Annotated in this window: 21 protein-coding genes and 2 tRNA genes; 13 read left to right on the forward strand and 10 right to left on the reverse strand. The window is 67.8% G+C overall.

Features of this window, described 5'->3' with window-relative positions; all coding sequences use genetic code 11:
* Positions 1-5: 5 nt before the first annotated feature.
* Positions 6-1682, reverse strand: coding sequence for a long-chain fatty acid--CoA ligase (locus HKK74_RS14985; protein WP_222722285.1), 1677 nt, complete (start codon positions 1680-1682; stop codon positions 6-8).
* A gap of 235 nt (positions 1683-1917) precedes the next feature.
* Between HKK74_RS14985 and HKK74_RS14990 the strand changes: the two genes are divergently transcribed.
* Genes HKK74_RS14990 through HKK74_RS15005 form a run of 4 tightly spaced genes read left to right on the forward strand, consistent with a single transcriptional unit; the run spans position 1918 to position 5615 of the window.
* Positions 1918-2874, forward strand: coding sequence for an ABC transporter ATP-binding protein (locus HKK74_RS14990; RefSeq protein WP_187243824.1), 957 nt, complete (start codon positions 1918-1920; stop codon positions 2872-2874).
* Positions 2871-3725, forward strand: a complete 855-nt coding sequence (locus HKK74_RS14995; protein WP_187243825.1) for an ABC transporter permease — start codon at positions 2871-2873, stop codon at positions 3723-3725. Before HKK74_RS14990 ends, HKK74_RS14995 begins: the two co-directional genes overlap by 4 nt.
* Before the next feature lie 37 nt (positions 3726-3762).
* Complete coding sequence (locus HKK74_RS41420) at positions 3763-5013, forward strand: sensor histidine kinase (RefSeq protein WP_187243826.1); 1251 nt, start codon at positions 3763-3765, stop codon at positions 5011-5013.
* On the forward strand, positions 5010-5615 hold the full coding sequence (locus HKK74_RS15005) for a response regulator transcription factor (RefSeq protein WP_187243827.1): 606 nt from the start codon (positions 5010-5012) through the stop codon (positions 5613-5615). The genes HKK74_RS41420 and HKK74_RS15005 overlap by 4 nt, the downstream gene beginning before the upstream one ends.
* Positions 5616-5642: 27 nt before the next feature.
* Here HKK74_RS15005 and HKK74_RS15010 read toward each other — a convergent pair whose 3' ends face one another.
* The 3 genes from HKK74_RS15010 to HKK74_RS42120 form a co-directional block, all read right to left on the reverse strand.
* On the reverse strand, positions 5643-6587 hold the full coding sequence (locus HKK74_RS15010) for an asparaginase (RefSeq protein ID WP_187243828.1): 945 nt from the start codon (positions 6585-6587) through the stop codon (positions 5643-5645).
* 136 nt (positions 6588-6723) lie between these two features.
* The gene (locus HKK74_RS15015) at positions 6724-7578 is read right to left on the reverse strand and encodes an LLM class F420-dependent oxidoreductase (RefSeq protein WP_187243829.1); all 855 of its coding nucleotides are present in this window, start codon (positions 7576-7578) and stop codon (positions 6724-6726) included.
* A 59-nt stretch (positions 7579-7637) separates the two neighbouring features.
* Positions 7638-8609: an ADP-ribosylglycohydrolase family protein gene (locus tag HKK74_RS42120; protein ID WP_246491597.1), complete on the reverse strand. Its 972-nt coding sequence runs from the start codon at positions 8607-8609 to the stop codon at positions 7638-7640.
* Between the two features lie 186 nt (positions 8610-8795).
* On the opposite strand from HKK74_RS42120, the gene HKK74_RS15025 reads away from it, so the two are divergent.
* Both HKK74_RS15025 and HKK74_RS15030 read left to right on the forward strand, forming a co-directional pair.
* Positions 8796-9362, forward strand: a complete 567-nt coding sequence (locus HKK74_RS15025; RefSeq protein WP_187243830.1) for a hypothetical protein — start codon at positions 8796-8798, stop codon at positions 9360-9362.
* A gap of 87 nt (positions 9363-9449) precedes the next feature.
* The gene (locus HKK74_RS15030) at positions 9450-9692 is read left to right on the forward strand and encodes a tyrosine-type recombinase/integrase (RefSeq protein WP_281397781.1); all 243 of its coding nucleotides are present in this window, start codon (positions 9450-9452) and stop codon (positions 9690-9692) included.
* A gap of 52 nt (positions 9693-9744) precedes the next feature.
* Here HKK74_RS15030 and HKK74_RS15035 read toward each other — a convergent pair.
* Both HKK74_RS15035 and HKK74_RS15040 read right to left on the reverse strand, forming a co-directional pair.
* A tRNA-Ser gene (locus HKK74_RS15035) sits at positions 9745-9834 on the reverse strand.
* A 261-nt stretch (positions 9835-10095) separates the two neighbouring features.
* The gene (locus tag HKK74_RS15040; RefSeq protein WP_187243832.1) at positions 10096-11211 is read right to left on the reverse strand and encodes a glycerophosphodiester phosphodiesterase; all 1116 of its coding nucleotides are present in this window, start codon (positions 11209-11211) and stop codon (positions 10096-10098) included.
* Positions 11212-11527: 316 nt separating this feature from the next.
* Here HKK74_RS15040 and HKK74_RS15045 point away from each other — a divergent pair, with 316 nt between their 5' ends.
* Complete coding sequence (locus HKK74_RS15045; RefSeq protein WP_187243833.1) at positions 11528-12181, forward strand: TetR/AcrR family transcriptional regulator; 654 nt, start codon at positions 11528-11530, stop codon at positions 12179-12181.
* A gap of 115 nt (positions 12182-12296) precedes the next feature.
* Positions 12297-12372 (forward strand) — tRNA-Arg (locus tag HKK74_RS15050).
* Between the two features lie 90 nt (positions 12373-12462).
* Here HKK74_RS15050 and HKK74_RS15055 read toward each other — a convergent pair.
* The 3 genes from HKK74_RS15055 to HKK74_RS15065 form a co-directional block, all read right to left on the reverse strand.
* Positions 12463-12672: a site-specific integrase gene (locus HKK74_RS15055; protein WP_187243834.1), complete on the reverse strand. Its 210-nt coding sequence runs from the start codon at positions 12670-12672 to the stop codon at positions 12463-12465.
* A gap of 84 nt (positions 12673-12756) precedes the next feature.
* Complete coding sequence (locus HKK74_RS15060; RefSeq protein ID WP_187243835.1) at positions 12757-14265, reverse strand: PQQ-binding-like beta-propeller repeat protein; 1509 nt, start codon at positions 14263-14265, stop codon at positions 12757-12759.
* A gap of 608 nt (positions 14266-14873) precedes the next feature.
* The gene (locus HKK74_RS15065; RefSeq protein ID WP_312881494.1) at positions 14874-15539 is read right to left on the reverse strand and encodes a TetR/AcrR family transcriptional regulator; all 666 of its coding nucleotides are present in this window, start codon (positions 15537-15539) and stop codon (positions 14874-14876) included.
* Between the two features lie 164 nt (positions 15540-15703).
* Between HKK74_RS15065 and HKK74_RS15070 the strand changes: the two genes are divergently transcribed.
* The 3 genes from HKK74_RS15070 (at position 15704) to HKK74_RS39925 (ending at position 18590) form a co-directional block, all read left to right on the forward strand.
* Complete coding sequence (locus HKK74_RS15070; RefSeq protein ID WP_187243836.1) at positions 15704-16078, forward strand: nitroreductase family deazaflavin-dependent oxidoreductase; 375 nt, start codon at positions 15704-15706, stop codon at positions 16076-16078.
* 90 nt (positions 16079-16168) lie between these two features.
* A complete protein-coding gene (locus tag HKK74_RS15075; protein ID WP_187243837.1) occupies positions 16169-16753 on the forward strand; it encodes a hypothetical protein in 585 nt (194 codons plus the stop codon).
* Between the two features lie 4 nt (positions 16754-16757).
* Positions 16758-18590: a pentapeptide repeat-containing protein gene (locus tag HKK74_RS39925; RefSeq protein ID WP_187243838.1), complete on the forward strand. Its 1833-nt coding sequence runs from the start codon at positions 16758-16760 to the stop codon at positions 18588-18590.
* Positions 18591-18939: 349 nt separating this feature from the next.
* Here the strand turns inward: HKK74_RS39925 and HKK74_RS15085 are convergent, their stop codons facing one another.
* On the reverse strand, positions 18940-19371 hold the full coding sequence (locus tag HKK74_RS15085; RefSeq protein WP_187243839.1) for a hypothetical protein: 432 nt from the start codon (positions 19369-19371) through the stop codon (positions 18940-18942).
* 144 nt (positions 19372-19515) lie between these two features.
* On the opposite strand from HKK74_RS15085, the gene HKK74_RS15090 reads away from it, so the two are divergent.
* Positions 19516-20721: a helix-turn-helix transcriptional regulator gene (locus HKK74_RS15090; RefSeq protein WP_187243840.1), complete on the forward strand. Its 1206-nt coding sequence runs from the start codon at positions 19516-19518 to the stop codon at positions 20719-20721.
* A gap of 491 nt (positions 20722-21212) precedes the next feature.
* Complete coding sequence (locus HKK74_RS15095) at positions 21213-21944, forward strand: NYN domain-containing protein (protein WP_187243841.1); 732 nt, start codon at positions 21213-21215, stop codon at positions 21942-21944.
* The last annotated feature ends 176 nt before the right edge of the window (positions 21945-22120 follow it).

Genomic DNA, 22120 nt, shown 5'->3' on the forward strand with positions numbered 1-22120 from the left:
TGTCGCTAGGGAACCGTTGGGATGTCCGGTCGAGTGATCGGCGCCCGGGGCCTGTCGGCCGGAGCATCGCTCCCCAGATGAATCACCTCGAACTCACCGTCGGCGTACATCCGCCGGAGAGTTGTTTTGGAGAACTTGCCGACGCTCGTCTTCGGTACCTCGCTGATGAAGGTCCACCGCTCCGGTATCTGCCATTTGGCGACCCGTCCCGCGATGAACCCGCTGAGCTCGTCCGCCGTCACGGTCGACCCGGAGCGCAGCACCACGGATGCGAGCGGACGCTCCTGCCAGCGGTCGTCGGGGACGCCCACGACGGCGGCCTCGATGACATCGGGGTGTGCCATCAGCTGGTTCTCGAGATCCACCGACGAGATCCACTCGCCACCGGACTTGATGACGTCCTTCGCCCGGTCGGTCAGCACCAGGAACCCGTCGGGTGACAGCGTGCCGACGTCGCCGGTGCGCAGCCAGCCGTCGTGGAACCTGCTCGGGTCCTCGTCCTTGTAGTACGAGCCCGTGACCCATGGACCGCGTACCTCGATCTCACCGACAGATTCGCCGTCCGACGGCAGCTCGGTGTCGCCGTCGCCCACCACCCGCGCCTCGACCCCGGCCATCCTGCGGCCCTGTGTCATCCGGTAGTACCACGCCTGCTCCTCCGAGGCGCCGACCGGCGGGTGCGCGATCGACGCGAGCGGCGAGGTCTCGGTCATCCCCCACGCGTGCACGATCCGTACGCCGACCTCGTCGAAACCACGCATCAGCGACTCGGGTACGGCCGACCCGCCGCAGGGCACCATCCGCAACGAGGTCAGGTCCGAGCCGTGCTCCTGGGCATATCGCAGGACCTCGCCCCAGATGGTCGGCACCGCGCCGGAGATGGTGGGCCGCTCGGCCTCGATCAGCCGTACGAGGGCCTCACCCTGCAGGAACCGGTCGGGCATCAGCAGGGAGCTGCCCGCCAGCAGCGCCGCGTACGGCAGCCCCCACGCGTTGGCGTGGAACATCGGCACGACCGGCAGCACCTTGTCGGAGCCGGTCAGCCCGAACGCGTTGCCGGTGCACACCGACATCGAGTGCAGGAACGCCGAGCGGTGGGAGTAGACGACACCTTTCGGGTGGCCGGTGGTGCCGCTCGTGTAGCACATCGCGGCCGCCGATCGCTCGTCGAGGTCCTCGGGCCAGTCGAAGGAGTCCGGCGCCTCGGCGAGCAGTTCCTCGTACGAATGCAGTTCCTTGCCGGCCGGCGCGAGTGGCGTGACATCGGCCTCGCCGACCACGATGACGTGCCGTACGGTCTCCATCCGCGGCAGGACGGTCGCCAGCAGCGGCACGAGCGAGCCGTCGGCGATGACGATCCGGTCCTCGGCATGGGTCGCGATGTAGACGAGCTGGTCGGCGAAGAGCCGGATGTTGAGCGTGTGGAGCACCGCGCCCATGGAGGGGACCGCCAGGTAGGCCTCGAGGTGCTCGGTGTTGTTCCACATGAAGGTCGCGACGCGCTGGTCGCCGTCCACGCCCAGCCGTCGCAGCGCACCGGCGAGACGGGCGGCGCGCTTCCCGAGTTGCGCGTACGAGGTGCGGCGGAGCCCATCACCGGTGAAGGTGGCGACCTCGCCCGTACCGTACGCCGACGTTCCGTATCTCATGATCGAGGTGACCGTCAGGGGAAAGTCCTGCATCGTGCTCCACACAGCGCCTCCATGTCCCGGAAGTCTTAGAACGGGATTCTTGCGCTGCGGCCATTCGTTGTCACTGGCCTCTTGGCCGCCCGTGCGTTCCGCATGGTGACGGTCCTCGCTCCGCCGCGCGGCCGGCGGTCGATGACAGATGTCATACCGGTGACATGACAGGCGCGGCCACGGGTGGTGACAGCGACGTCTACTGGCCGGCCGGCAGGTCCACGAAGGTGGGGGCATGCATACGGGAAGCGCCATAGAGGTGGCGGATCTGCGGCAGCGGTACGGCGATTTCGAGGCCGTACGAGGCGTGTCGTTCGAGGTGCGGCCAGGGGAGCTGTTCGCCCTGCTCGGCACCAACGGGGCCGGGAAGACGACGACGCTCGAGACTCTCGAGGGCTACCGGTCCGCACATGCCGGGACGGTGCGCGTGCTCGGCCATGACCCGCACGGCGACCGCCGTAAGGTCCGGCACAACATGGGCGTCATGCTGCAGGAGGGCGGCTTCTTCAGCGATCTCAATGTCGCCGAGACCATCGACCTGTGGCGAGACCTGACGCCACGACGACGTGATCGCGCCGAGGTCCTGGAGCTGACCGGGCTGCGGGAGAAGGAGAAGGTACGGGTCCGTCAGCTGTCCGGTGGCCAGAAGCGCCGCCTCGACCTGGCGCTGGCGATCGTGGGACGGCCGGAGGTGCTCTTCCTGGACGAGCCGACCACCGGCATGGACCCCGAGGCCCGCCGTGCCACCTGGCAGGTCATCCGGGATCTGGTCGCCGACGGCACCACCGTTCTGCTCACCACGCACTACCTGGAAGAGGCCGAGCAACTCGCCGACCGGCTGGCCATCATGCACCACGGCCGGATCGAGGTCGCCGGCACGGTGGGGGAGGTGCTGGCCGGCCACGGTGACCGGATCGGCTTCCACGTCCCCGCGCAGGTGCCGGTGGCCGAGCTTCCTCCGCTCGCGCTGCCCGGCCGCAGCGTCGAGGCTCAGGTCGCCGTGAACCGCGGTCAGACCGTCGCGACCTACACGCTGACCGAGGCGGCCGCCCTGCAGCGCGCGTTGGGCGAGCTGCTGAGCTGGGCCGACGGGCGTGGCCTGACCCTGGCCGGGCTGCAGGTGCGCAGCGCGTCCCTCGAAGACGTTTTCCTGCACGTGGTGGGGCAGACCCCCGGAGAGGACGACCGATGAGCCTCCTGAAGTCCCCCGAGCTCGGCTCGCGGAACCTGATTTTGCAGCCGGTGCATGTGCGGTATCTGCTGCGCATCGCCCGGCTCGACCTGACCCTGTTGTGGCGCAACCGCACGGCGCTGTTCAGCGTGATCGGAGTGCCGCTGTTCTTCGGGGCGATGCTGCTGATCTCCCGTGACAACGGGAACAAGACCGCCGGGCTGGACGCGGTGCTCTACACCGCCACCGGCGACATCGCCTTCTTTCTGATCTTCCCGGTGTTCATCAACCTGGTGAACGTCTTCACCGCCCGGCGGGAGGAGCTCACGCTCAAGCGGCTGCGCGGTGGCGCGCTGTCCGACATCGAGATCCTCGGCGGCAGTGTGGTGAGCGCTGCGTTGCTCTACTTCGCCCAGGTGAGTGTGGTCATCGTCATCATCGCCACTGCGCTGGGCGCCGGTGCCCCCGCCAACCCGCTCCTGCTCGTGCTGGCCATGGTCCTCGGCACGGTGGTGTTCGCCCTGCTGGCGCTCGCGCTGTCCGGGGTCACCCCCACCACGGAACTGGCCCAGATGACAGTCCTGCCCATCATGATCGTCTGTATCGCCGGGTCCGGTTTCATGTTCCCGTTGGGCAGCCTGCCCGACGCCCTCCAGCCGATCGCGAGAGCGCTCCCCCTCACTCCGGTCGTCGATATCGCCCGTACCGCCTATCTCGGCCAGGACTTCACCTTCGGCGGGGGGCGGGAGCAGCTCGGGTTCGTCGAGTCGTGGGCCGCGTGCGGACGGGGCCTCCTGCTCCTCGTGGTGTGGATCGTCACGGGCACGTACGCGGCCCGGCGCTGGTTCCGCTGGGAGCCCCGGAAGGCCTGACCAGCGTAAGGTTACGGGACTGGGAGGATTCGGACTTGTGAGTGCGCAGACGTCGGCCGGCATAGCGGCGCATGCGACACGGCGGCTGGAGAAGGCCCGCCGGGTGGTCTTGTCGACGTTCGTGTCCGCGGTGTTCGTGATCGCCATGGTGCTGGGCATGGCCTTGGCGTCGGCCTATGGCGAGGGCGGCGCCGGTGTGCCGCTGAGCCTCCTCGCCACCGCCGGGCTGGTGGCGTTCCTCGTCTTCTACGTACGGATGAGCGGCACCGTGCTCACCGGCCGCATGCGGCTCGGGGACGTCGTGGCGAGCGGCGTGCTCGCCGCGGCGCTCAGCGTCCTGGTGGTCACGGATACCCGGTGGATCATCATCGGGCCCGCCTGGGTGTCGATCGTCGCCCTCGGCATATCGTCGCGCCGAAAGGTCATCGCGCTCTGCGCCGGGGTCGCGGCGGTGGGCGCGCTGCTGTCACTGCCCGCGTCGGAGGTACCGCCCCACTGGTACATGTGGCCGGTCATGTTCGGCCTTCTCCTGGCGGTCTGCGCTGCCATGGTGGGCGCCAACTATCTGCAGAAATGGCTGTGGGACCTGATCCAGGAGGCCTACGCGGCCCGGGAGGCGCAGACCCGGCTGGCGGTCACCGAGGAACGGCTGCGGTTCGCCCGCGACCTGCACGACCTGCTCGGGCACAACCTGTCGCTGATCGCGGTCAAGAGCGAGCTGGCCATCCGGATGGCCGATGGTGACGCCGCCCGCGCCAAGACCGAGATGAGCGACGTGCGCAACGCCGCTCGCGAAGCGCTGCGTGAAATGCGCGCCGCAGTGCGCGGCTACCGCGTCGTCGAACTCGACGCGGAACTGGCCGGCGTACGAGGCGTACTGGAGGCGGCGGGGGTGCGCTGCACGGTCGCCGAGCCGCCCGCGGATCTGCCGCCCGACGTGCGCGGTGTGCTCGCCTGGGTGGTACGCGAGGGAGCGACCAACATCCTCAAGCACAGCGACGCGCGGCGCTGTGAGATCTCCTTCACGGCCTTCGCCGACTCGGTCGTACTGGAGATGGTGAACGACGGGGCGCATCCGGCGGGTGGCGAGGCCGGCAGCGGGCTGACCGGGCTGAGCGAGCGGGTGACGAAACTCGGTGGCACGATCACCGCCGAACACGCCGCTCAGAGCCGGTTCCTGGTGCGCGTGGCGATGCCACTGCCCGAACCGCTCCCCCGTCCCGGGCACCCGGGGTATCCGGCGGAGACCGAGGAGCTGACCACGGGCAGGGGGGAGAGGGTGGCGTGATCCGCATCCTGCTGGCCGATGACGAGCACCTCATCCGCGGTGCGGTGGCCGCGTTGCTCGGCTTGCAGCCCGACCTCGAAGTGGTGGCCGAGGTCGGACGTGGGGACGAGGTCGCCGACGCCGTCGAACGGAACGATCCCGATGTGGCGGTTCTCGACATCGACATGCCCGGTGCCGACGGGCTCACCGTTGCCGAGCAGCTGAGGGACACCGGCGCCCGATGCGCCGTGTGCATTCTGACCAGCCTCGGCCGGCCCGGGTATCTGCGCAGGGCGATGGCGGCGGGCGTCCGAGGCTTCGTCGCGAAGGACGCCTCCGCGGACGTCCTCGCGGCGGCCGTCCGCAAGGTGCACGCGGGCGGCCGTTACCTGGATGCGGACCTCGCCGCGACCGCGATGGCCGCGGGCGACAACCCGCTGACCGAGCGGGAGCGCGATGTGCTGCGGCTCACCGGCAAGGGCGTTGACACGGGCCGGATCGCCCGTACCCTGCATCTCTCCGAGGGAACGGTCCGCAACTACCTCTCCGGGGCCATGGCCAAGCTCGGCGAGTCCAACCGGCTCGGCGCCGTCCGTGCCGCCGAGAAGATGGGCTGGATCTGAGCTGGGCCGCCGCCGCGCCAGGTCCCCTCAGGTGGTGGTGCGGGGGACCCGGATCCGGCCGACAGGGCGGCCGCCGCCGAGAACCGGCACGGTTCGCAGTGACGCGGCGCCGGAGACGTCGGCTCCGAGTTCGCTGAGGGCGGCCAGCGCGATGGCCGTGGTGGCGCGAGAGCCGCCATCGGCCACCTTGACCGCCGCCACATGGCCTTCGGGCGTGGCGGTGAGCAGAACGCCCTCCGCGCCGCCCTTGGCGATGATCCCGGGCTGCGCGCGCATCAGCTCGGTGTCGACGTGCCCGATGCCGGCGACGTACTCGGGATGCTCCCGGATGGCCTGGGCCACCGCGTACGCGGGTCCATCGGTGGCGGCGACCAGAGCCTGAGCGGCCCGCGCAAGGCCGAGCAGCGAGAGCCCGAACAGCGGCGCGCCGCACCCGTCCACCGCCACGGGTTCCGGGTGTTCACCGGCCACCTCCGCGAGCGACGTACGCACGAGCCGCTGGAGGGGGTGCGACGGCTCCAGGTAGGAGCCGACGGGCCAGTCGTTGACCACGCAGGTCGCCAGCATCGCGGCGTGCTTGCCGGAGCAGTTCATGTACTCGCGCCGCGGGCCGTCGCCCGCTCGGATCACCGACGCCTTGGCCGAGTCGTCCATCGGCAGGCTCGGCGGGCACTGCAGAGCGTCGAAGCCGAGGCCCGCGTCGCCGAGAACCGCCTCTGCGGTCTTGACGTGGAACTCCTGGCCGGTGTGGCTGCCCGCGGCGATGGCGAGCCGCTCACCGGTGAGCGGGGCGCCCGCCACGAGGAAGGCCGCCGCCTGGAACGGCTTGACGGCCGACCGGGGCAGCATCGTCGCTTCGACGTCTCCGCGTGCGTACGCGAGGGTCCCGTCCGGCGCCAGCCCGGCGACGGCGCCGAAGTGCACGCTCTCGACGAAGTCGTTGCGTACGACCTCGGCCAGCAGTTCATACATGGTGCGCTCCAGTGTCCGGACGGCCTTGGTGAGTCGGCGTCGTTGACCAGGTGACGCGCCGCCAAGACAAGATAGGCCCGCACGGTTGGAACGTTGTAACCGAGGTGCCGGATATCGGTTCGACAGGACTGTGCCTTCAGGACTCCCGCGCGACGGTGCCGAGCTCACGCCACTGATCGCGCTGCAGCTGCACCCGGTCGTTCGTGATCACCTGCAGGGCGATGTGGTCGGCCCCGGCATCGAAGTGCGCCGCCATCCGATCACGTACCGCATCGAGATCACCGCACGCGAAGATCTCGTCGATGAGCCGGTCGCTGCCGCCGTCGAGCAGGTCCTCCTCGGTGAAGCCGAGCCGCAGCAGGTTGCCGGTGTAGTTGGGCAGCTGCAGGTACAACTCCAGATGGCCGCGGGCGGTGTCGCGCGCCCGGCCGAGGTCGGTGTCGAGCACGACCTTGACCTCGGGAGCCAGCAGCGGCCCGGCGCCGAGGATCTCGCGCGCCGTCCGGGTGTGGTCGACGTTGATCAGGTACGGGTGGGCGCCGGCCGAACGGTCCCGGGCGGCCGCCAGCATCTTCGGGCCCAGCGCGGCGATCACTCGCTCGGACTGCGGCACTCCCGCCGTGTCGAGCCGGTCCAGATAGTCGATCATGGCGCCGTACGGGCGGCGGTAGTCGTCGCCGACGAGCATGCCGTGGCTCACGCCGAGGCCGAGGAGGAAGCGTCCGGGATGCTCCTTGACCAGCTGGAGGTGCCGCGCGGCGACGTCCGCCGCCTCGTACTCCCAGATGCTGAGGATCCCGGTGGCGATCACGATCCTCGACGTGGCCTCGATCAGAGGTACGGCGTGCTGCACGCCGGGGCTGCCGCCGAGCCAGATCGTTCCGTACCCGAGTTCCTCCAGTTCGGCGATCGCCTCCGCGATCTCACCACGCGCCTGCGGATCCTCCGAGTGAAGCCCGACGTTCCAGATGCCCACGCGTCCGAGATCCATGCTGTGCCTCCGCGACCTGGTCGACCCTGTGATGGATGACAACCGGCTCAGGCACGAGGCTATTTCAACGCGCCGGGCACGGTTTCAACGCGCCGGGCACGGCGCGGATTGTGCGCGTGCCTTACCGCCTGTCGTCGCTCGTCAGTCCCGGCCCGGCCCACCACGGCAGGGGTTCCGCGGCATCCATCCACGCCTTCGGGAGGTCGTCGGGTCGCAGGCGGGCGGCGACGATGCCTGCGACGATGGCGCAGGTGGTGTCGATGTCGCCCCCGGCCTGGGCGGTGTCCCAGACCGCGGCTTGGAAGTCGCGCAGGTGGGTGGCCGCCGCCCAGATGGTGAAGGGGAACGGTGTCCTGGGCACTGACCTCACGTCCGTTGCCGAGCTCGTCGGCGACGGTCCTGGGGTCGCGGAGGGTCAGCAGCCGCCGGGCCTGAAGCAGCCCATCGTGAACGCGTCCCGGCGGCACGTGCCGGACGACCGCGTCGATCAGTGGGCCGGGTGAGGTCTCGCCGCCCGCGACGAGACAGGCGGCGACGGCCACGGCCATCGCGCCGGCGACCGCTTCGGGATGAGTGTGCGTAACGGTCGCCGACAGCATCGCCTGATCGGCGGCCGCCGGGGGATCACCGGCGTGGTAGGCGCCGAGGGGAGCGACGCGCATGGCGCCGCCGTTGCCCCAGGACCCCTGCCCGTCGAACAGCTCGTCCAGCAGGCGGCGCCAGTCCTCGCCGTCCCGTACCCGGCGCAGGAATCGGTTCGTCGACGGCCCGTAGCCACGGTCGAAGTCGTAGTGCTCGGCGAACCGGGCGATCAGCCGGTCCTGATTCATCCGGCCGTTCGCGGCGGCCAGCTCGGCCACCACGGCACAGGCCATCTCGGTGTCGTCCGTCCACGACCACGGAGCCGGGGGAAGCGTCCGGGCCATCAGGAGGGGGCGGTTGGCGGGAACGAAGAACTGGGAACCGAGCGCGTCACCCAGGGCGAGGCCTTGCAGGGAGACGTACGCCCGCTCAAGACGATCTGTAGCCATTGATCAACACTCTTCCAGAGCATGAGCGCGATCGCCGGAGATGGCCGGAAGCGGTGGCTCATCGCCAGAGGCGGCCGGGACCCGGGCCAGGCGAAGAGCGCCGAAATCCACAACGGACCAAGACAGTAGACAGGCCTGCTCAACTTCTTCTACCTGGACAGCGACTCCGAGCAGCGCGACCCCGCCGTGTGGGACCTGGTAGACAAGTTCGACACCAGCGACCCGCAGGTGGGGAGGGTGATAGCGGCCCGTACGGCGCACGCCGTTGGGACGAACCCACCGGCCCGGTCGAGTGTCTTCGCGCCGGTCGCTTGGGCAGCATCGCCCGGATTCGCCTTCCCCGACACCTGGGACCCGGCCTGGGACACCCTCGACCTTGGACCCGAGGCCAACGAGACAACCAGGGCCAGGGCCATGCGCGGCCAATACGACGAAATACCCAGGGCCATGCGCGGCCATTACATCGAAGGGTTGCTCACCGACTGGTCTGAACGGCCGGGCGCGCTCGACTCCGAGGACATCGCCTTCGGCCGACCGGCGGGAGGCTCACCGATGGGGGCACTGCCAAGGGGTGAGGACCCCAACGACTATCACCACCTACTCCAACTGTCCGGAGGCCTCCAACCGTCCGGAGAACAGCGGTACGAATGGAGTATTGGCGGCGACGGCGGCGATATGCACTGGTCGATCCCCACCGAGGCGTTGCAGGCAGGCGACTTCAGCCGGGCGATCCCAACCCCGGACATCGGCTGACCGCCGGGACGCTGATGACCTAACGGCGGAAGATCGGCCCTATCAAGATCAAAGCCCAGGTCCGAGATCGCGTCCCTGGCCTGGCCTTTGGTCGGGAGCAGGGTTCGTACCGCAGCGCGTCAAGCAGCCGGAACGATGTTGATCGAGCAGGGTGTCAACATCCGTGTCGTGCAGGAGGTCCTCGGGCACACTCGCGTGACCACCACCCAGCGCTACACCCACGTGGCCGCCGCCCAGGTCCAGGACGCGGGCAACCGGATGGCCGCCGCCTGTGGGGCGAGGGGTGGCAACTGCAACGGGAACTGCAACCGGGGCCTCAAGACCCCATAGACGATCAAGGGCCTTCCTCGGCGTGTACATGAGGAAGGCCCTGATCAGTGGGCGGAGGATCGGGGATTTGAACCCCGGATGGGCGGTAAACCCAAACCGCATTAGCAGTGCGGCGCCATAGACCGGACTAGGCGAATCCTCCTGGATGCCATCAGGCCGCACACAGGTTACCGGTCCGCGGGCCCCCCGGCAAAGCGTGCTTGCGAGAGCGTGTTCAGAACGCCGATCTCGGTGGCCTCGCCGGAGTGATCTCGCCCTACGGCACCAGGGGCGGAGACGGGCGCGTCAGGATGCTGGGCTCCTTGTCGAGGATGGAACCGAATGAGCTTGAGGCCGGTATTCCGCCGAGCGGACTCCTCCGGTAGGGAGAACAGTCCCATTCGGTTCCATCCCTGACGCGGGCCTAGGACCCGAACACCTCCGTACGGGCGGAGACGCCGGTCGAGGGGTCGTCGCAGAAGACGCCGTCCACACCCAGCCGGTAGAGCTTGGCGAGCCAGCCGTTCACGTCGCCGATGGCCCGCTCGTAGCCCGGGGCGCTCGAGTTGCCCTGCCGGAAGTCGGCCGGCAGCTGCTGGTTCTCACCGCGGATCGTCCACGTGTGGACGTCCAGCTTGAGGCGGTGGGCGTCACGGATCAGCGTGGTCGGCGTCCCGAGGTTCCCGGAGGCGTCCACCGGGACGATCCGGGAGGTGTTGGCGCCGATGCCGTCGGCGTAGGAGGCGATGAACTTCAGCCCCGTCGGCTTGACCAGGTCGGAGTACGTACGGGGGTCGTTGTTCTTGACGAAGTCGTACGGGGCACCGGCGCCGTCGATCAGCTGGATCAGCCGCAGCTTGGTCTTGGGCCTGAGGTCCCGCAGGTTGGCGGTCTCGAACGACTGGATGAAGACCTTGTCGTTGCGGTCGTCGAGACCGTACTTCTTCAGCAGCGCGAGCAGCGGCTCCTCCATGGAGAGCCCGATGCCGTCGAAGTAGGTCGGGTGCTTGGTCTCCGGGTACACGCCGACGTTGTTCGCGCGGGCGAGCTTGATCACTTCTTCGACGGTCGGGATCGTGTCGATCCCGTTGAAGACCGCGTTGTTCGGGCGCAGCGCCGGGATGCGCTCCTCGGTGCGCAGCGTACGGATCTCGGCGAGCGTGAAGTCCTCGCTGAACCAGTCCGTCCGGCTCACGCCGTCGATCGTCTTGGTCTTCTTACGGTCGGCGAACTGCGGGTGGTTCTCGACGTCGGTCGTGTCCGCCAGCCAGTTGTCGTGCCGCGCGACCAGGATGCGGTCCTTGGTCGCGACGACGTCGGGCTCGATGTAGTCGGCGCCCTGCGAGATCGCCACCTTGTACGCGCTGAGCGTGTGCTCCGGCCGCAGGCCGCTCGCACCGCGGTGGCCGATCACGACGGGGGTACGGGCGCCCTGCTCGGCGACCGCGGGGGTGCTGCCGCCGGTGAGCCCGACGTACGCGCCGGCCGCGGCGACGACTGCGAGGCCACCGGCAAGGACGCGCTTCCTAACATGGAACATGTACGTAACCTCCAGGTCGAAATGCGGCTCGACACTACGGTTCGGATCTTGCCGTTAACGGTCGAGCGGCGGAACATCTGACCAAGAGTGTTCTTTGTGCTCCCAAGCCTCATACGGCAACTGGTTGCCCTTTTTCATTGGATGTCGGTACTGTCGATAACGGTCACCAGGGGGCCCGCGGATGGGGTTGAAGGACTGCGAGTACGGAATACGTGCTGGTCTGCCCCTTCGCCATCTGATCGTCGTAGGCGCACGCCGCAAGGACACGAGGCAGTCGCCTCACACCGGCCATGACGGAAGCCAGTGAGGGGGCACGATGTCGGTACGGTCGGCACAGGCCGAGCCGGAGCTCCGGGAGCAGATGCGAGAGCGGATCTTCACTGCGGGGTTGCAGATCCTGGTCGAGAAGGGCTACCACGACGCCACGTTCTCCGACATCACCGCCCGCGCCGGCGTATCGCGCGACCTGATCACCTACTACTTCCCGGACAAGCGCGCCCTCGTTGAGGAGATCCTCGACCGGAACCTCGACAGCTTCGCCGACCTGGTCGAAGTGAGCGGAACCCCCGACGAGCGGCTAGCAGCGATCATTGACGGCGTCTTCCTGACCACGGCGAACTCCCGTCCCATGCAACGGCTCGCGCTCAGCCTGGTGATCCACCCAACCACCCATCCGCTGTTCGCGCAGGCGGAGAAGCGGAAGCTGGCCCGGTTGACCGGTCTGGAGGACGCCCTCCGAGCCCTGTTCGCGGCCCGCGGCGCCGCCGACCCGGCCCTGGAAGAGATCATGTTGCGCAGCGTCCTCGAAGGCATCATCTTCAAGGCCGCCGTGTACCCGTACGAGTATCCGCTGGAACGGCTTCGCTGCCGGCTCCACGAGATGTACGGGCTGCCCAGCCCACAGCAGTTCCTCATCGAGGCCGACCCGCCGCCGGCCGGCCGCATGCGCGCGGCCGCGGAACACACCTAGATCGACGCGACCGACCCGCCACCTCCGTGGGCGGCGATGTGCGGCGGTCTGACGTACTCGCCCGGCAAACCGATTCGTCGTTGTGCCCGGGCAACCGGTACACTCAACTCCCGTTGCAGCCGTAGCTCAACGGATAGAGCACTTGACTACGGATCAAGAGGTTGGGGGTTCGAATCCCTCCGGCTGCGCCAGCTTCATGCAGGTTAGAAGGGCTTCGGATCTTGTTTCGAGGCCCTTCTTTTGATCTTGAAGGTCGATGGGAGCCGAACGGGGAGCCACCGTCACGCGACTGACGCGGACTTCTGGGTGTTCCTCTTCGTTACGGGCTCGGTCTTCTTCTCGCCGAACACGGCGTTGATCGCCTCGGCACCCTTGGTGATCACGGGCTTGAGCTGATGCCGGTAGACCTCTTCGGTGACCGCCGTGGACGAGTGCCCGCAGAGATCGGCGATGTTCTCGATGGGCACGCCGCTGTCACTCATGATGGACACGAACGAGTTCCGTTGTTCCTCAAGAGCCGCAGTACCTCCCAGGATGCTGATCTAATTCGGGAAGCGGTCGCTCCCCAGGTGCCGCTAGACGGTTGAGCAGTCCAGAATGCGCCCGTCGCTTGTGCCGATGAGGAGGCTGCCTGGCCCGCCGATCGTGAGGGCTGTGGGTACTGCGGAGACCGCGCCGACGGTGAGATTCTGCCGCCAGCGCACAGTGCCGTCGTGGAGCTTGAGCGCGACGATCTCACCGTCGTCGTAGGTGACGTAGGCGACGTAGGCGGTGTTGGCGTCGGCGTCCAACGCCGTGGCCGGTCTGTCGGTCCGAAATACCCAGTGTGGTGTCCCGTTTGTCAGCGGCCGCCGCACGACGAATGACCCGCCGGGCTGTAGCCCATGTCCGTCGTACACCGTCCCGGCGTGGACCAGGGTTTCATCCGTCGTTTCCACGCCGGGTCCGCCGAAGTGCGTCTCACCAGGTGCCCAGGAGTAGGGAAACAGTGATCGAATCTCGGCTTCGAGCGGCTCACTGGGCTGCCGCGCCGCAAGCGTGGGCAACGCCACGGCAACAACCCGCGCGCGGGCGGCGCCGCGTTCCTCGTCCTCTGGCTTGATGAAGTAGAGGTGGCTGCCGCGCCGTACGGGGAACGCCCCACGAGACCGGTCCCCGTGTCTGCAGGGCGCGAGTGCCGGCCGGTCGTCCGCGCAGCGCACCAGGGAGGCAGGGGCGGACGGGACGACATGGTCCAACTGGGTTCCGTTCGAGAGCGACAGCTGGACGACGGACTGTGGACGCTCTTGCCATTCGGGTCGTTCCAGTGCGACCCAGGCCGTCGTCTCGTCCGCAGCGACGACGATCTCGCGTCCGCCCTCTTCATCTGGAACCGCCCATTCTCGCTCTCCTGACGGAAGCCAGGACTCCAGCTGTGTTCCGCCGAGTGCGGCCAGGATCCGGCCGTCGCTCAACCGTTCGACGGCACGGACATCGCGGCGCGGTTCCCAGTCCGCGCTCAGCTGCGTAACTGCCTCGCGAGCAGCCTCACGGCCGTCACGGCGCGGCGCCGATACGCGCGGTCCGGCTAGGTCGTGGCCGGTGAGTGACCTGGCGGGCACGGCGTTCCAGTCGGGTCGGCGCACCACGGCGACATGTCCATCAACATGTGCCTTCTCGTCTTGCCAGTCGTCCGGCGGCGCCATCAGCACGCGAAGTGCCTGCGGGGCAAGCCACTCCAGTCCCAGCACCTGGCGGCCGAAATGGCCCTCGATGAGCGAGATGGTCTTGCCCGCCTCCAGGTGCAGAATGAGAAGCTCGCCCCTAAAGAAGTAGCCGCCGTCGTACATGCCGGTGCCGACCGCCAACAGCGGAAGTGTGGGATGGAAGGCCATCGCGTGGACCGGATAGCGCGAGCGGAACAGGGCTCTGCAGGTCAGGTCACCAGTGCCATAGACACCGACGGGCACTCTACGGCCGAACCCGGACGCGCCAGCCACGGCAAGCAGCCCACCGTGCTCGTCAGCGACAGCAAGCGCGGGATCGCTGATCTCAGCGAAAGGCCGGTCACCGAAAATCCGGTCGACCACCAACGACAAAGGCATACCGGCGATCTTCGCAGGGAAAACCACTGAAGGCCCACAAAGAACCAGTGCGATCCACTACGCGCCCAGACCGCTGCCCAAGCACTCCGGCGTTGCAGATCGGCACCCGGTGTGGGCTGGTGAATGGCCCAACCGGCATGCCCCGCAAAATAGGCCCGACCCACCAGTAACCTATCCACAGTGATCAATCCGTTACAAGACGAGCGCCACCAGCCCCAGCCGGGCGCATCCGAACGGTGGTTGGCGTTATCTCACCGCCCGGCGGCCCGCTATCGCCAATGAGCGTTCCGTTGTTCCCGACGGGCCGTAATCACGAGTGCCGACCTGCCTGCCAAGCCCGCGGACCGAGCACCGTTGGGCGAGTTCTTCGGCGCTGCCCCAATGGCACTCGCAGTTGTGCTCGTCCGGGTGAGTGGTCATCGCTGCGAAGGTGGATGCCAGTGCGTTGAGCGCAGCGTCTAGGCGAAGTTGTGCGGGCGTCTTGTCGGGCTTCATCATGAGTACCTTTGAGTACTCCGGAAGGCTGCGCCAGCCGAAGATCACGACCTTACAGCTTCGAACAACCGGCGACCACCGATGAAGCTCAGCGCCACCCGGTGTCGGGGGCTCTACCTCCGGCGAGCTTCGAGCGCATCCAGAATCAGGTCCAGGCCGTAGCTGAACTCGCTCGTGTGGTCGTAGCCCGGCCGCAGGGCGTGGTCGACGATCATCTCTGTGAGGTACGGCAACTCCTCCGCCGGCAGGTGCTCGAGGATGCTGCCGGCTACTTCCTCGACATCGTCCGGTGTCGTCACAGGTAGGTTCGCCTCCTGGAGGACGAACCCGCCGATGTAGCTGTCGATGAGCGAGACAGCGTGCGCGGCCATCGGCAGCGTGAACCCCGCCTCCCGGAGGACACCGAGGACGGCGTCGTGGTGGCGTAGCGTCGCCGGGCCCGGGTTGCGACGGGAGTCCATGAGGCCGAGAGCCCAGCTGTGCTGCGACAGGACCGCACGTGCAGAGGAAGCGCGCGCACGGACCGCATCGCGCCAATCGTCGTACTCGACACTGGGTAGCTTGATCGCCGCGAACACCATGTCGACCACGCCGTCGAGGATCGCGTCCTTGTTCGGTACGTGGTGGTAGAGCGACATCGCCTCCACGCCCAGTTCCTGCGCCACCCGTCGCATCGTGATCGCCTCCACGCCGCCGCGATCCGCGACCCGGATCGCGGCTTCCAGCACGAGATCTCTGCTGAGCGGTTGCCGTGGCGGTAGCGGTGGTGGTGGTGACACGACGGCTCCGGGGGATGGGCGGATTAACAATCTTACAAGTGTAAGCCAGCCTTACATGCGTAAGTCGCCTTACTGATGTAAGTCCTCCCGGGTTGCATCAGCTGGGGGCTCGGCGAACGTCTGACCTACGACGCGCCCCGCCGGGGCGAGAGAAGGAGATCCCGATGCCGATGCCGAGGTGGTGGGGGCACGTGAACAAGAGGGTGTTCAATCCTCGCGCCATGGCGGGCGGGGCGTGGCCGGTGCTGATTCACGTCGGTCGCATCTCTGGCGCGACGTACCGCACGCCGCTCGATGCGCATCCTGTCGACGGCGGCTACCTGTTCGTTCTGGTGTATGGATCGCGCTCGGACTGGGTGCAGAACGTCCTGGCAGCCGACGGTGCGTGGCTCCGGGTCGACGGGAGGGAGGTGGAACTCGCCGCCCCACGCCTCGTCGGGGAAGACGAGGCGTTCCAGGCCCTCCCCGATGAGGTGGCACGCCCACCGAGGCTGCTCCGCATCACCGAGTTCCTCCGTATGGACCTGGTCGCAGGCTGACGATCGACGCCCAGCAGCGTGTCGCTCCACCTCGTACGAGTTGGGCAGAATCTCTGATTTTGTCGGGGTGTGCTACTAGGGTCGCACACCGTGATCAATTGGCATGAGACGAACGACGACCTCGACACCATCTGGAAACGGCTGGTGGACGCCCTCGACCTGGGCCTCGCGGGCCCTTTGCCACCCGAGGTCCGCGCGGATCTCGATGGGTTCATCTTCGGAGCCCTGCAAGGTCACGGCTACCAGCTCAACATGGGACGCGGCGCGACCATGCGCACCCCCTCCGGCCTTGTGATCGGCGAGTACATGGAGGCCTTGTCCGAGCCCTCTGTCGACTACGCCTACGACGACGACTCCGTGAGCACCGCGTTGAACGCCATGTTCACGGAGGCCAAGGGCAAGGCGGCGGAACTCCGCTGCGTCTGCCTGGCGTACTACGTCCGGATGGCCATCCCGGGAGGTGAGCCGCGCGAGATCACGATCCGTCGGACGACCGAGTGGCAGAACAAGGATGCCGTCGCGCCGCCCGGGACGATCGAGGCGCTGGCCATCGACCTGGAGCACCGCGCGGGCTTCGCCATGGCCGTCTACCTGCCCTACAACTGGGACGACAGCGACAAGCTCCATGTCGGCGACCTGATCGCCGGGCCGTCCCACCGCCGGATCTGGGGTTGAGCGCATGTCCACCGACATCTACGGCGCCCGCGTCCTCGACGTCGACCGCGACCGCCGCGAAGTCCGCTTCCGCGTGTTCGTCGTCTACTACGACTCCGCGTCCCAGCAATACCTCTCGCCGCCCGAGCACGACTGGAGCTTCTTCCTCGGCCTGCTGTGGGAGTCCGGCCGGTGGAATGCGCCCATCGGCCAGGCCATCGACGTCGACCAGATCCTCGACGACGACTGGACCTCCGCCAACGCCCGCTGGATCGTTGAGGACGTCCAGCTGACGGCCCGCCGCAACGACCCCCCGAGCCCGGACGACTGGGAGCACATCCAGGACTTCTACTACGAACGCGACGGCCGCTGGTCCAACGAGGACAGGCTCGTCCAAGCCGACTACATCGTCCGCGTCACCCACCCCTGCTGGGTCGAGCACTTGGACGCGGGAGATGCCTGGGGCACCACGAAGTACCCACGATTCGCCGACCAACCCGAGGCCGATGACCTGCCGCGCATCCCCGACCTGCGCTCCCCGGCCACCGTCCTGACACCCTTCGAAAAGCCCGACATCGATGGCCTGGGTTTCTCGGACGATGGCCGCTACCTGTCCGTGATCGACGACGACGGGGCCCTCGTGGTGTACGAGACCGCCGACTGGTCGGAGCTCGTTCGCGCTGAGCCGGAGTCCGAGGTCTCTGCGACACGGCTGGTGTGGGTGCCGGGCAGCCATGTGGTCACCTACAAGGACTTCTGGAACGAAGATCGGCAGTTCGCGTTCGACGTGGACGCGCGCACCTGGGTCGACGTCCCCCTCGAACGCGGCCGTACGCACTCGCGCACCGGACTTCACCGGATCGAGTACGGCGTGGCGTACGGTGTGGAGTTCCTCGATGGCCCGACCGTCCTCGACGCCGAGGACCCCGGCATCACCATCGAGGCGGCGGCCTTCACCGCCGACGAGTCCCGCCTGTTCGCCGCCGGGATGTCGCCGGACGTGTTCGTGCTGGATCCGTCGACCGGTGAGGTCCTCGACACTTTCGCCGACGCCGACGAGCGGGTGTGGACGCTCGCGGTGAGTCCGGACGGCGCGTTCCTGGTCACGTCGGACCCCGCTGGGCACACGGCCCAGCCCAGGTCCGAGATTCGCGTCCGCCGCACGAGCGACCATCAGCTCGTCGCGTGTCATCAGCTGGACGGATATGTCTCGACGCTGGCCTGGTCGCCGGACGGCCGCTGGGTGGTCGTCAAAATCACCGATTCCGGCCCCGGCGGCAATGGCGAAGTGCACGTCCTGCCCGTCGGCCTGCCCGTCGAGCCGCCAGAGAAGCTGCGCCCGGTGGAGCGTGCCGCCGCCCAGCCGGCCGAATCCGGGATCGACCCGGACATGGTCCGCGACATGGCGCTCGCCTCCGACCCCGTCACCCAGGACGAGCTCAACGACCTTGCCGCGGGGCACCGCCGCTGGCTGGAGACCGGCGGCGGAGGCGGAACCTGGCAGGTGCTGAAGGTCGGGTCGCTGCCCCTCGCCATCTACAACGGGCCGTCCGGTGCCGAAGGCACACGAGCGGAGCTCCGCTACCGGCGGTTCGAGAAAGGCGCCGACCTGCGCGGCCTCGTGCTCTCCTGGGCCGACCTCACCGGCCTCGTCGGCGAGTGGATCGATCTGCGCGGCGCGGACCTGCGCAACGCGACCGTCACCGACGCGCAGCTGCGCGGGGCCCAACTGAGCGGCGCCGACCTGAGCGGTGCGGATTTCTCCCGCGCCGACCTGTCCGGCGCCGACCTGATGGGAGCCGACCTGACCGGCACCGACTTCGAGAACACCGACCTGACCGACGCCAAAAGGATCTAGCATCGGCGCATGAACGAGCCCACGGTCCCGAACCGGATATGACGGTCAGCGTGCGCGTTCGGTAAGACATCATCATCGATCCCGAGCGTCTCCTGGCCGCCGCGCGCCGGGTGTTCCGTGAGCTCATCCCAGAGGTCTCCGAGGCCGGGCGGTTGAAACCCGCTTCTGTGGTCGTACGGCCCGGTGCCAGGAACACCCCTCTAGCGCCGGGCCGTACGAGCGCAGGACGGGCCGCGGGGGCTGGGCCCGTCCTGCGCCTTCCCGGGCACCACCGGCCCGGGGGACTGTGCGGACGTGCCGACCGCGCCCCGGCACGTCCGCGTCTGCAAACCCAGGAGATGCCCACAGGTCACCGCCACCTGTTCGTAGTAGTGGCGGTGGTGGTCTCCTCGAGCCGCTCTTTGCGGGCCTGGATGTCGACCAGGCCGGTCGCGATCGCCTCGGGCGGGATCGCGTCGCCGAGGACCTGTCCGGGGTCGGTGAAGACCGGCCGGAGTTTGGTCCACGTGGAGGGCGGTGGGATGTCGTCCCACACGGCACCCTCGCGGCCGAGCCGGCAGCGGGCGACCAGGCCCTCGTAGACGTACGCCGCGCGGTGGTAGCTCAGCGAGACCCGGTGCACGAGGCCACGCGCGCCGGCCGGGGCGCCTGCGAGCGCGTCCACGACCTCGTCCAGGGCGAGTCCGTAGTCATCGGTGACGCCAATGGAGCCGGCGCCGGCTCCGCTGACCACGGTCCACGAATAGAGCCGTGGCGGTTCCCAAGGTCGTTGTGCGCGCACCGTGAGCGACTCCTGTCTGCGGGTAGCGATTCGGTCACGCCAAGTCGACATCGTGCGAATAGCTCGGCGACAGATGAGAATGGATGAGACGAACCCTGAGACTTTGAAGTCTCAGGGTGGTCAGGGTCGAGCGAATGGTGCGCGATGACCGGACGAGTACGCCCGCAGTGGGCGGTGCGGCTCCAGACCGAGCGGGAAAAACGCGGCTGGAGCAAGGCAGAGATGGCACGTCGACTCCGTGACGCCGTCGGTGCGGTTCGCACTCCGGTCGCATCGATCAACCGGCAGGTCTACGACTGGGAGCACGGGAAGCACTTCCCGCGCGAGTGGGCCGCTGCTTATGCCATCGCTTTCGGCCTGGACGAGGCCGATCTGTTCGGCGTACAGGCTCCGGCTCGGCAACCACCGCCGGTCAGCCTGGTGCTCGGCAGTGCTGACGTCCTAGGGCTGAACGGCCGGCCGGTTGACGCCGACTACGTCGATGCGATCCGGGAGACCAACCAGGCCCTCGTGCGGCTGGACGCACTATGGGGCGGGGATGAGGTGTTCCCGCTGGCGTTGCGCGTCTTCCGCACGGCCCACCCCAAGCTCGGTGCTAGAACCTACGCGCCTGAGGTCGAGAGGGATCTCATGGCCGCCACCGGCGAGACGGGCGAGGTCACCGCGTGGCTCGCCTACGACGCCGACCGGCAGGACGCCTCACGGCAGCTCATCCATGAGGCGATGCTGCTGTCCCGGCAGGCCGGTGACCGCGACATGGAACTGTTCGAGTTGTCCCACCTGGCCATGCAGTCGCTGTATCTGCTCCGTCCTGCCGAGGCACTCCGGATCACCGACGAGGTCCTCGAAGGCGGCAGGCTCGTCCCCCGGGTGGCCGCTCTGTTCGAGATGCGGCGCGGCCGGGCGCTCGCGCAGATGGGCGACGAGCGGCGAGCCCTTGACGCACTCGACAGGGCAAGCGCCGCGCTGTCGGACGGGGTCGGCGGTCGAGACCCGCACTGGACATGGTGGGTGGACGACACGGAGATCACCAGGCACAAGGCAACGGCCCGCGCTCAGCTCGGTCAGTGGGGGCAAGCGGTCCCGCTCTTTGAGAGCGCGGCCGACGACTGCCGCGGCGGCAGCTTGTACGGGAAGCTCGACCTCGCCCAACTACTGCAGGCCCTGGTCGAGGTGGGCGACTGGCGGCGAGCCGAGGACATCATCACGGAGGCCTGCGGCCTCGCGGGTTCCATCGGGCCGGGCCGAGCCGCGAATCTCTTCCGTGAGGTCGTCGCCCGCATTGTCCGCGATGACGACGCTCCGTCGACCGTCTCGGACACGGCCGAGCATCTCCGGCGCCTGCTGTGAAGAGCCGGGCCAGGATTTCCGCCCGACCCTACGCTGATCCTCTGTGCGGGCGCTGCTGTTCGAACGAGCCGCCTGGATGTACGCCCCATGTTGGAGTAGTGGGCGGTCCCGTCGATCGAGATCGCGCGGCCGTTGGCGACGGTGCGGGTGAGGCGTTCGGCCATGCCGATGTGGTCGGGCGAGTCGATGGCGCCGTTGATGGCCAGTACGGGAACGTCGATTTTGGCGACGCGGTCCCAGGTGTCGCGCACCGGGACGAGCAGTGTTCAGAGAAGCAGGCGTTCGAATGGTCACAGCAGTTGCTTAGCGTCCGGGGTGGCGTAGTCGCGGTTCGCTTGGGTGTCCCCACGGTCCCGCCGCGCCGGATTGGTCGCCGGCCAGCGCACAGAAGATGCCGCAAGGCATGCAAGCTCAGCCGAGTTACTCGGATCTCAGTTCCTCCTTGCCTTGTTTCGGCTCTCCGCTCGTTTGGAGGCTGCTATCTTTGAGACGTGCGAATCGGTGTGTACGTCGATGCATTCAACCTTTATTACGGAGCCCGTGGGCTGTGTGGAAAGAGCACACCAGGGTGGCGCTGGTTGGATATCCGTGCACTTGCCCAGACGTTGATCAGCGCACGAACCAACTGGTCGGGGGCACAGGTAGACCGAGTCGTGTACTGCACGGCTCGCATCGACGGAGCTAGCAACCCGTCCGGCCAAGCGGATCAGGATGTGTACCTGAAGGCCCTGCGCGACTCTGGCAGTGTCGACCACATCGAATATGGTTACTACGTTGCACGGGTCAAGTCGGCTCCCCTGGCTACCAAGGGTCCGCGCGGGCGGCCCCAACTAGTGAGCCCGCAGTGGCCCGTAATGATCCAGGATGGCAACAGCGCTCAAATCTCTAATGCCAGTTTTATGGTCTCGTACGCCAACCGCGAGGAGAAGGGGTCTGACGTCAACGTTGCGTCTCATCTCCTTTTGGATGTTCTGGCAGGCGCAATCGATGGCGCACTGGTGATCTCCAACGACAGCGATCTTCGCTTCCCCATCCAGGAAGCTCGCAAGCGAGTGCCTGTCGGCTTGATCAATCCTTCCCGGAACCAGCTCGCCGGTGCTCTGCGGGCTGAGTCCACAGTTGGAGCTGGGAACCACTGGTGGCGGCAGTTGACCGCTACAGACTTCAAGGATCATCAACTGCCGGACCCAGCGGGCAAGTACTCGCGCCCAGTGGGATGGTGATCCATCTCTCCGGAAGATGACTGAAGGCGGGAACGTTGGGTATAGTGCAGGCATATACCACCCGGCTCCTCGTGGGCCGGGTTTTTTCATGCCTAGATCACCGAGACTCCCCGCTAGGTGTCGGCGTGCACCATCTGTTCGCCCCCGTCGCAGCGGCGAGCTCACCGATCGCATGC

Source organism: Actinomadura alba (assembly GCF_014323705.1).
GTDB classification, from domain to species: domain Bacteria; phylum Actinomycetota; class Actinomycetes; order Streptosporangiales; family Streptosporangiaceae; genus Actinomadura_C; species Actinomadura_C alba.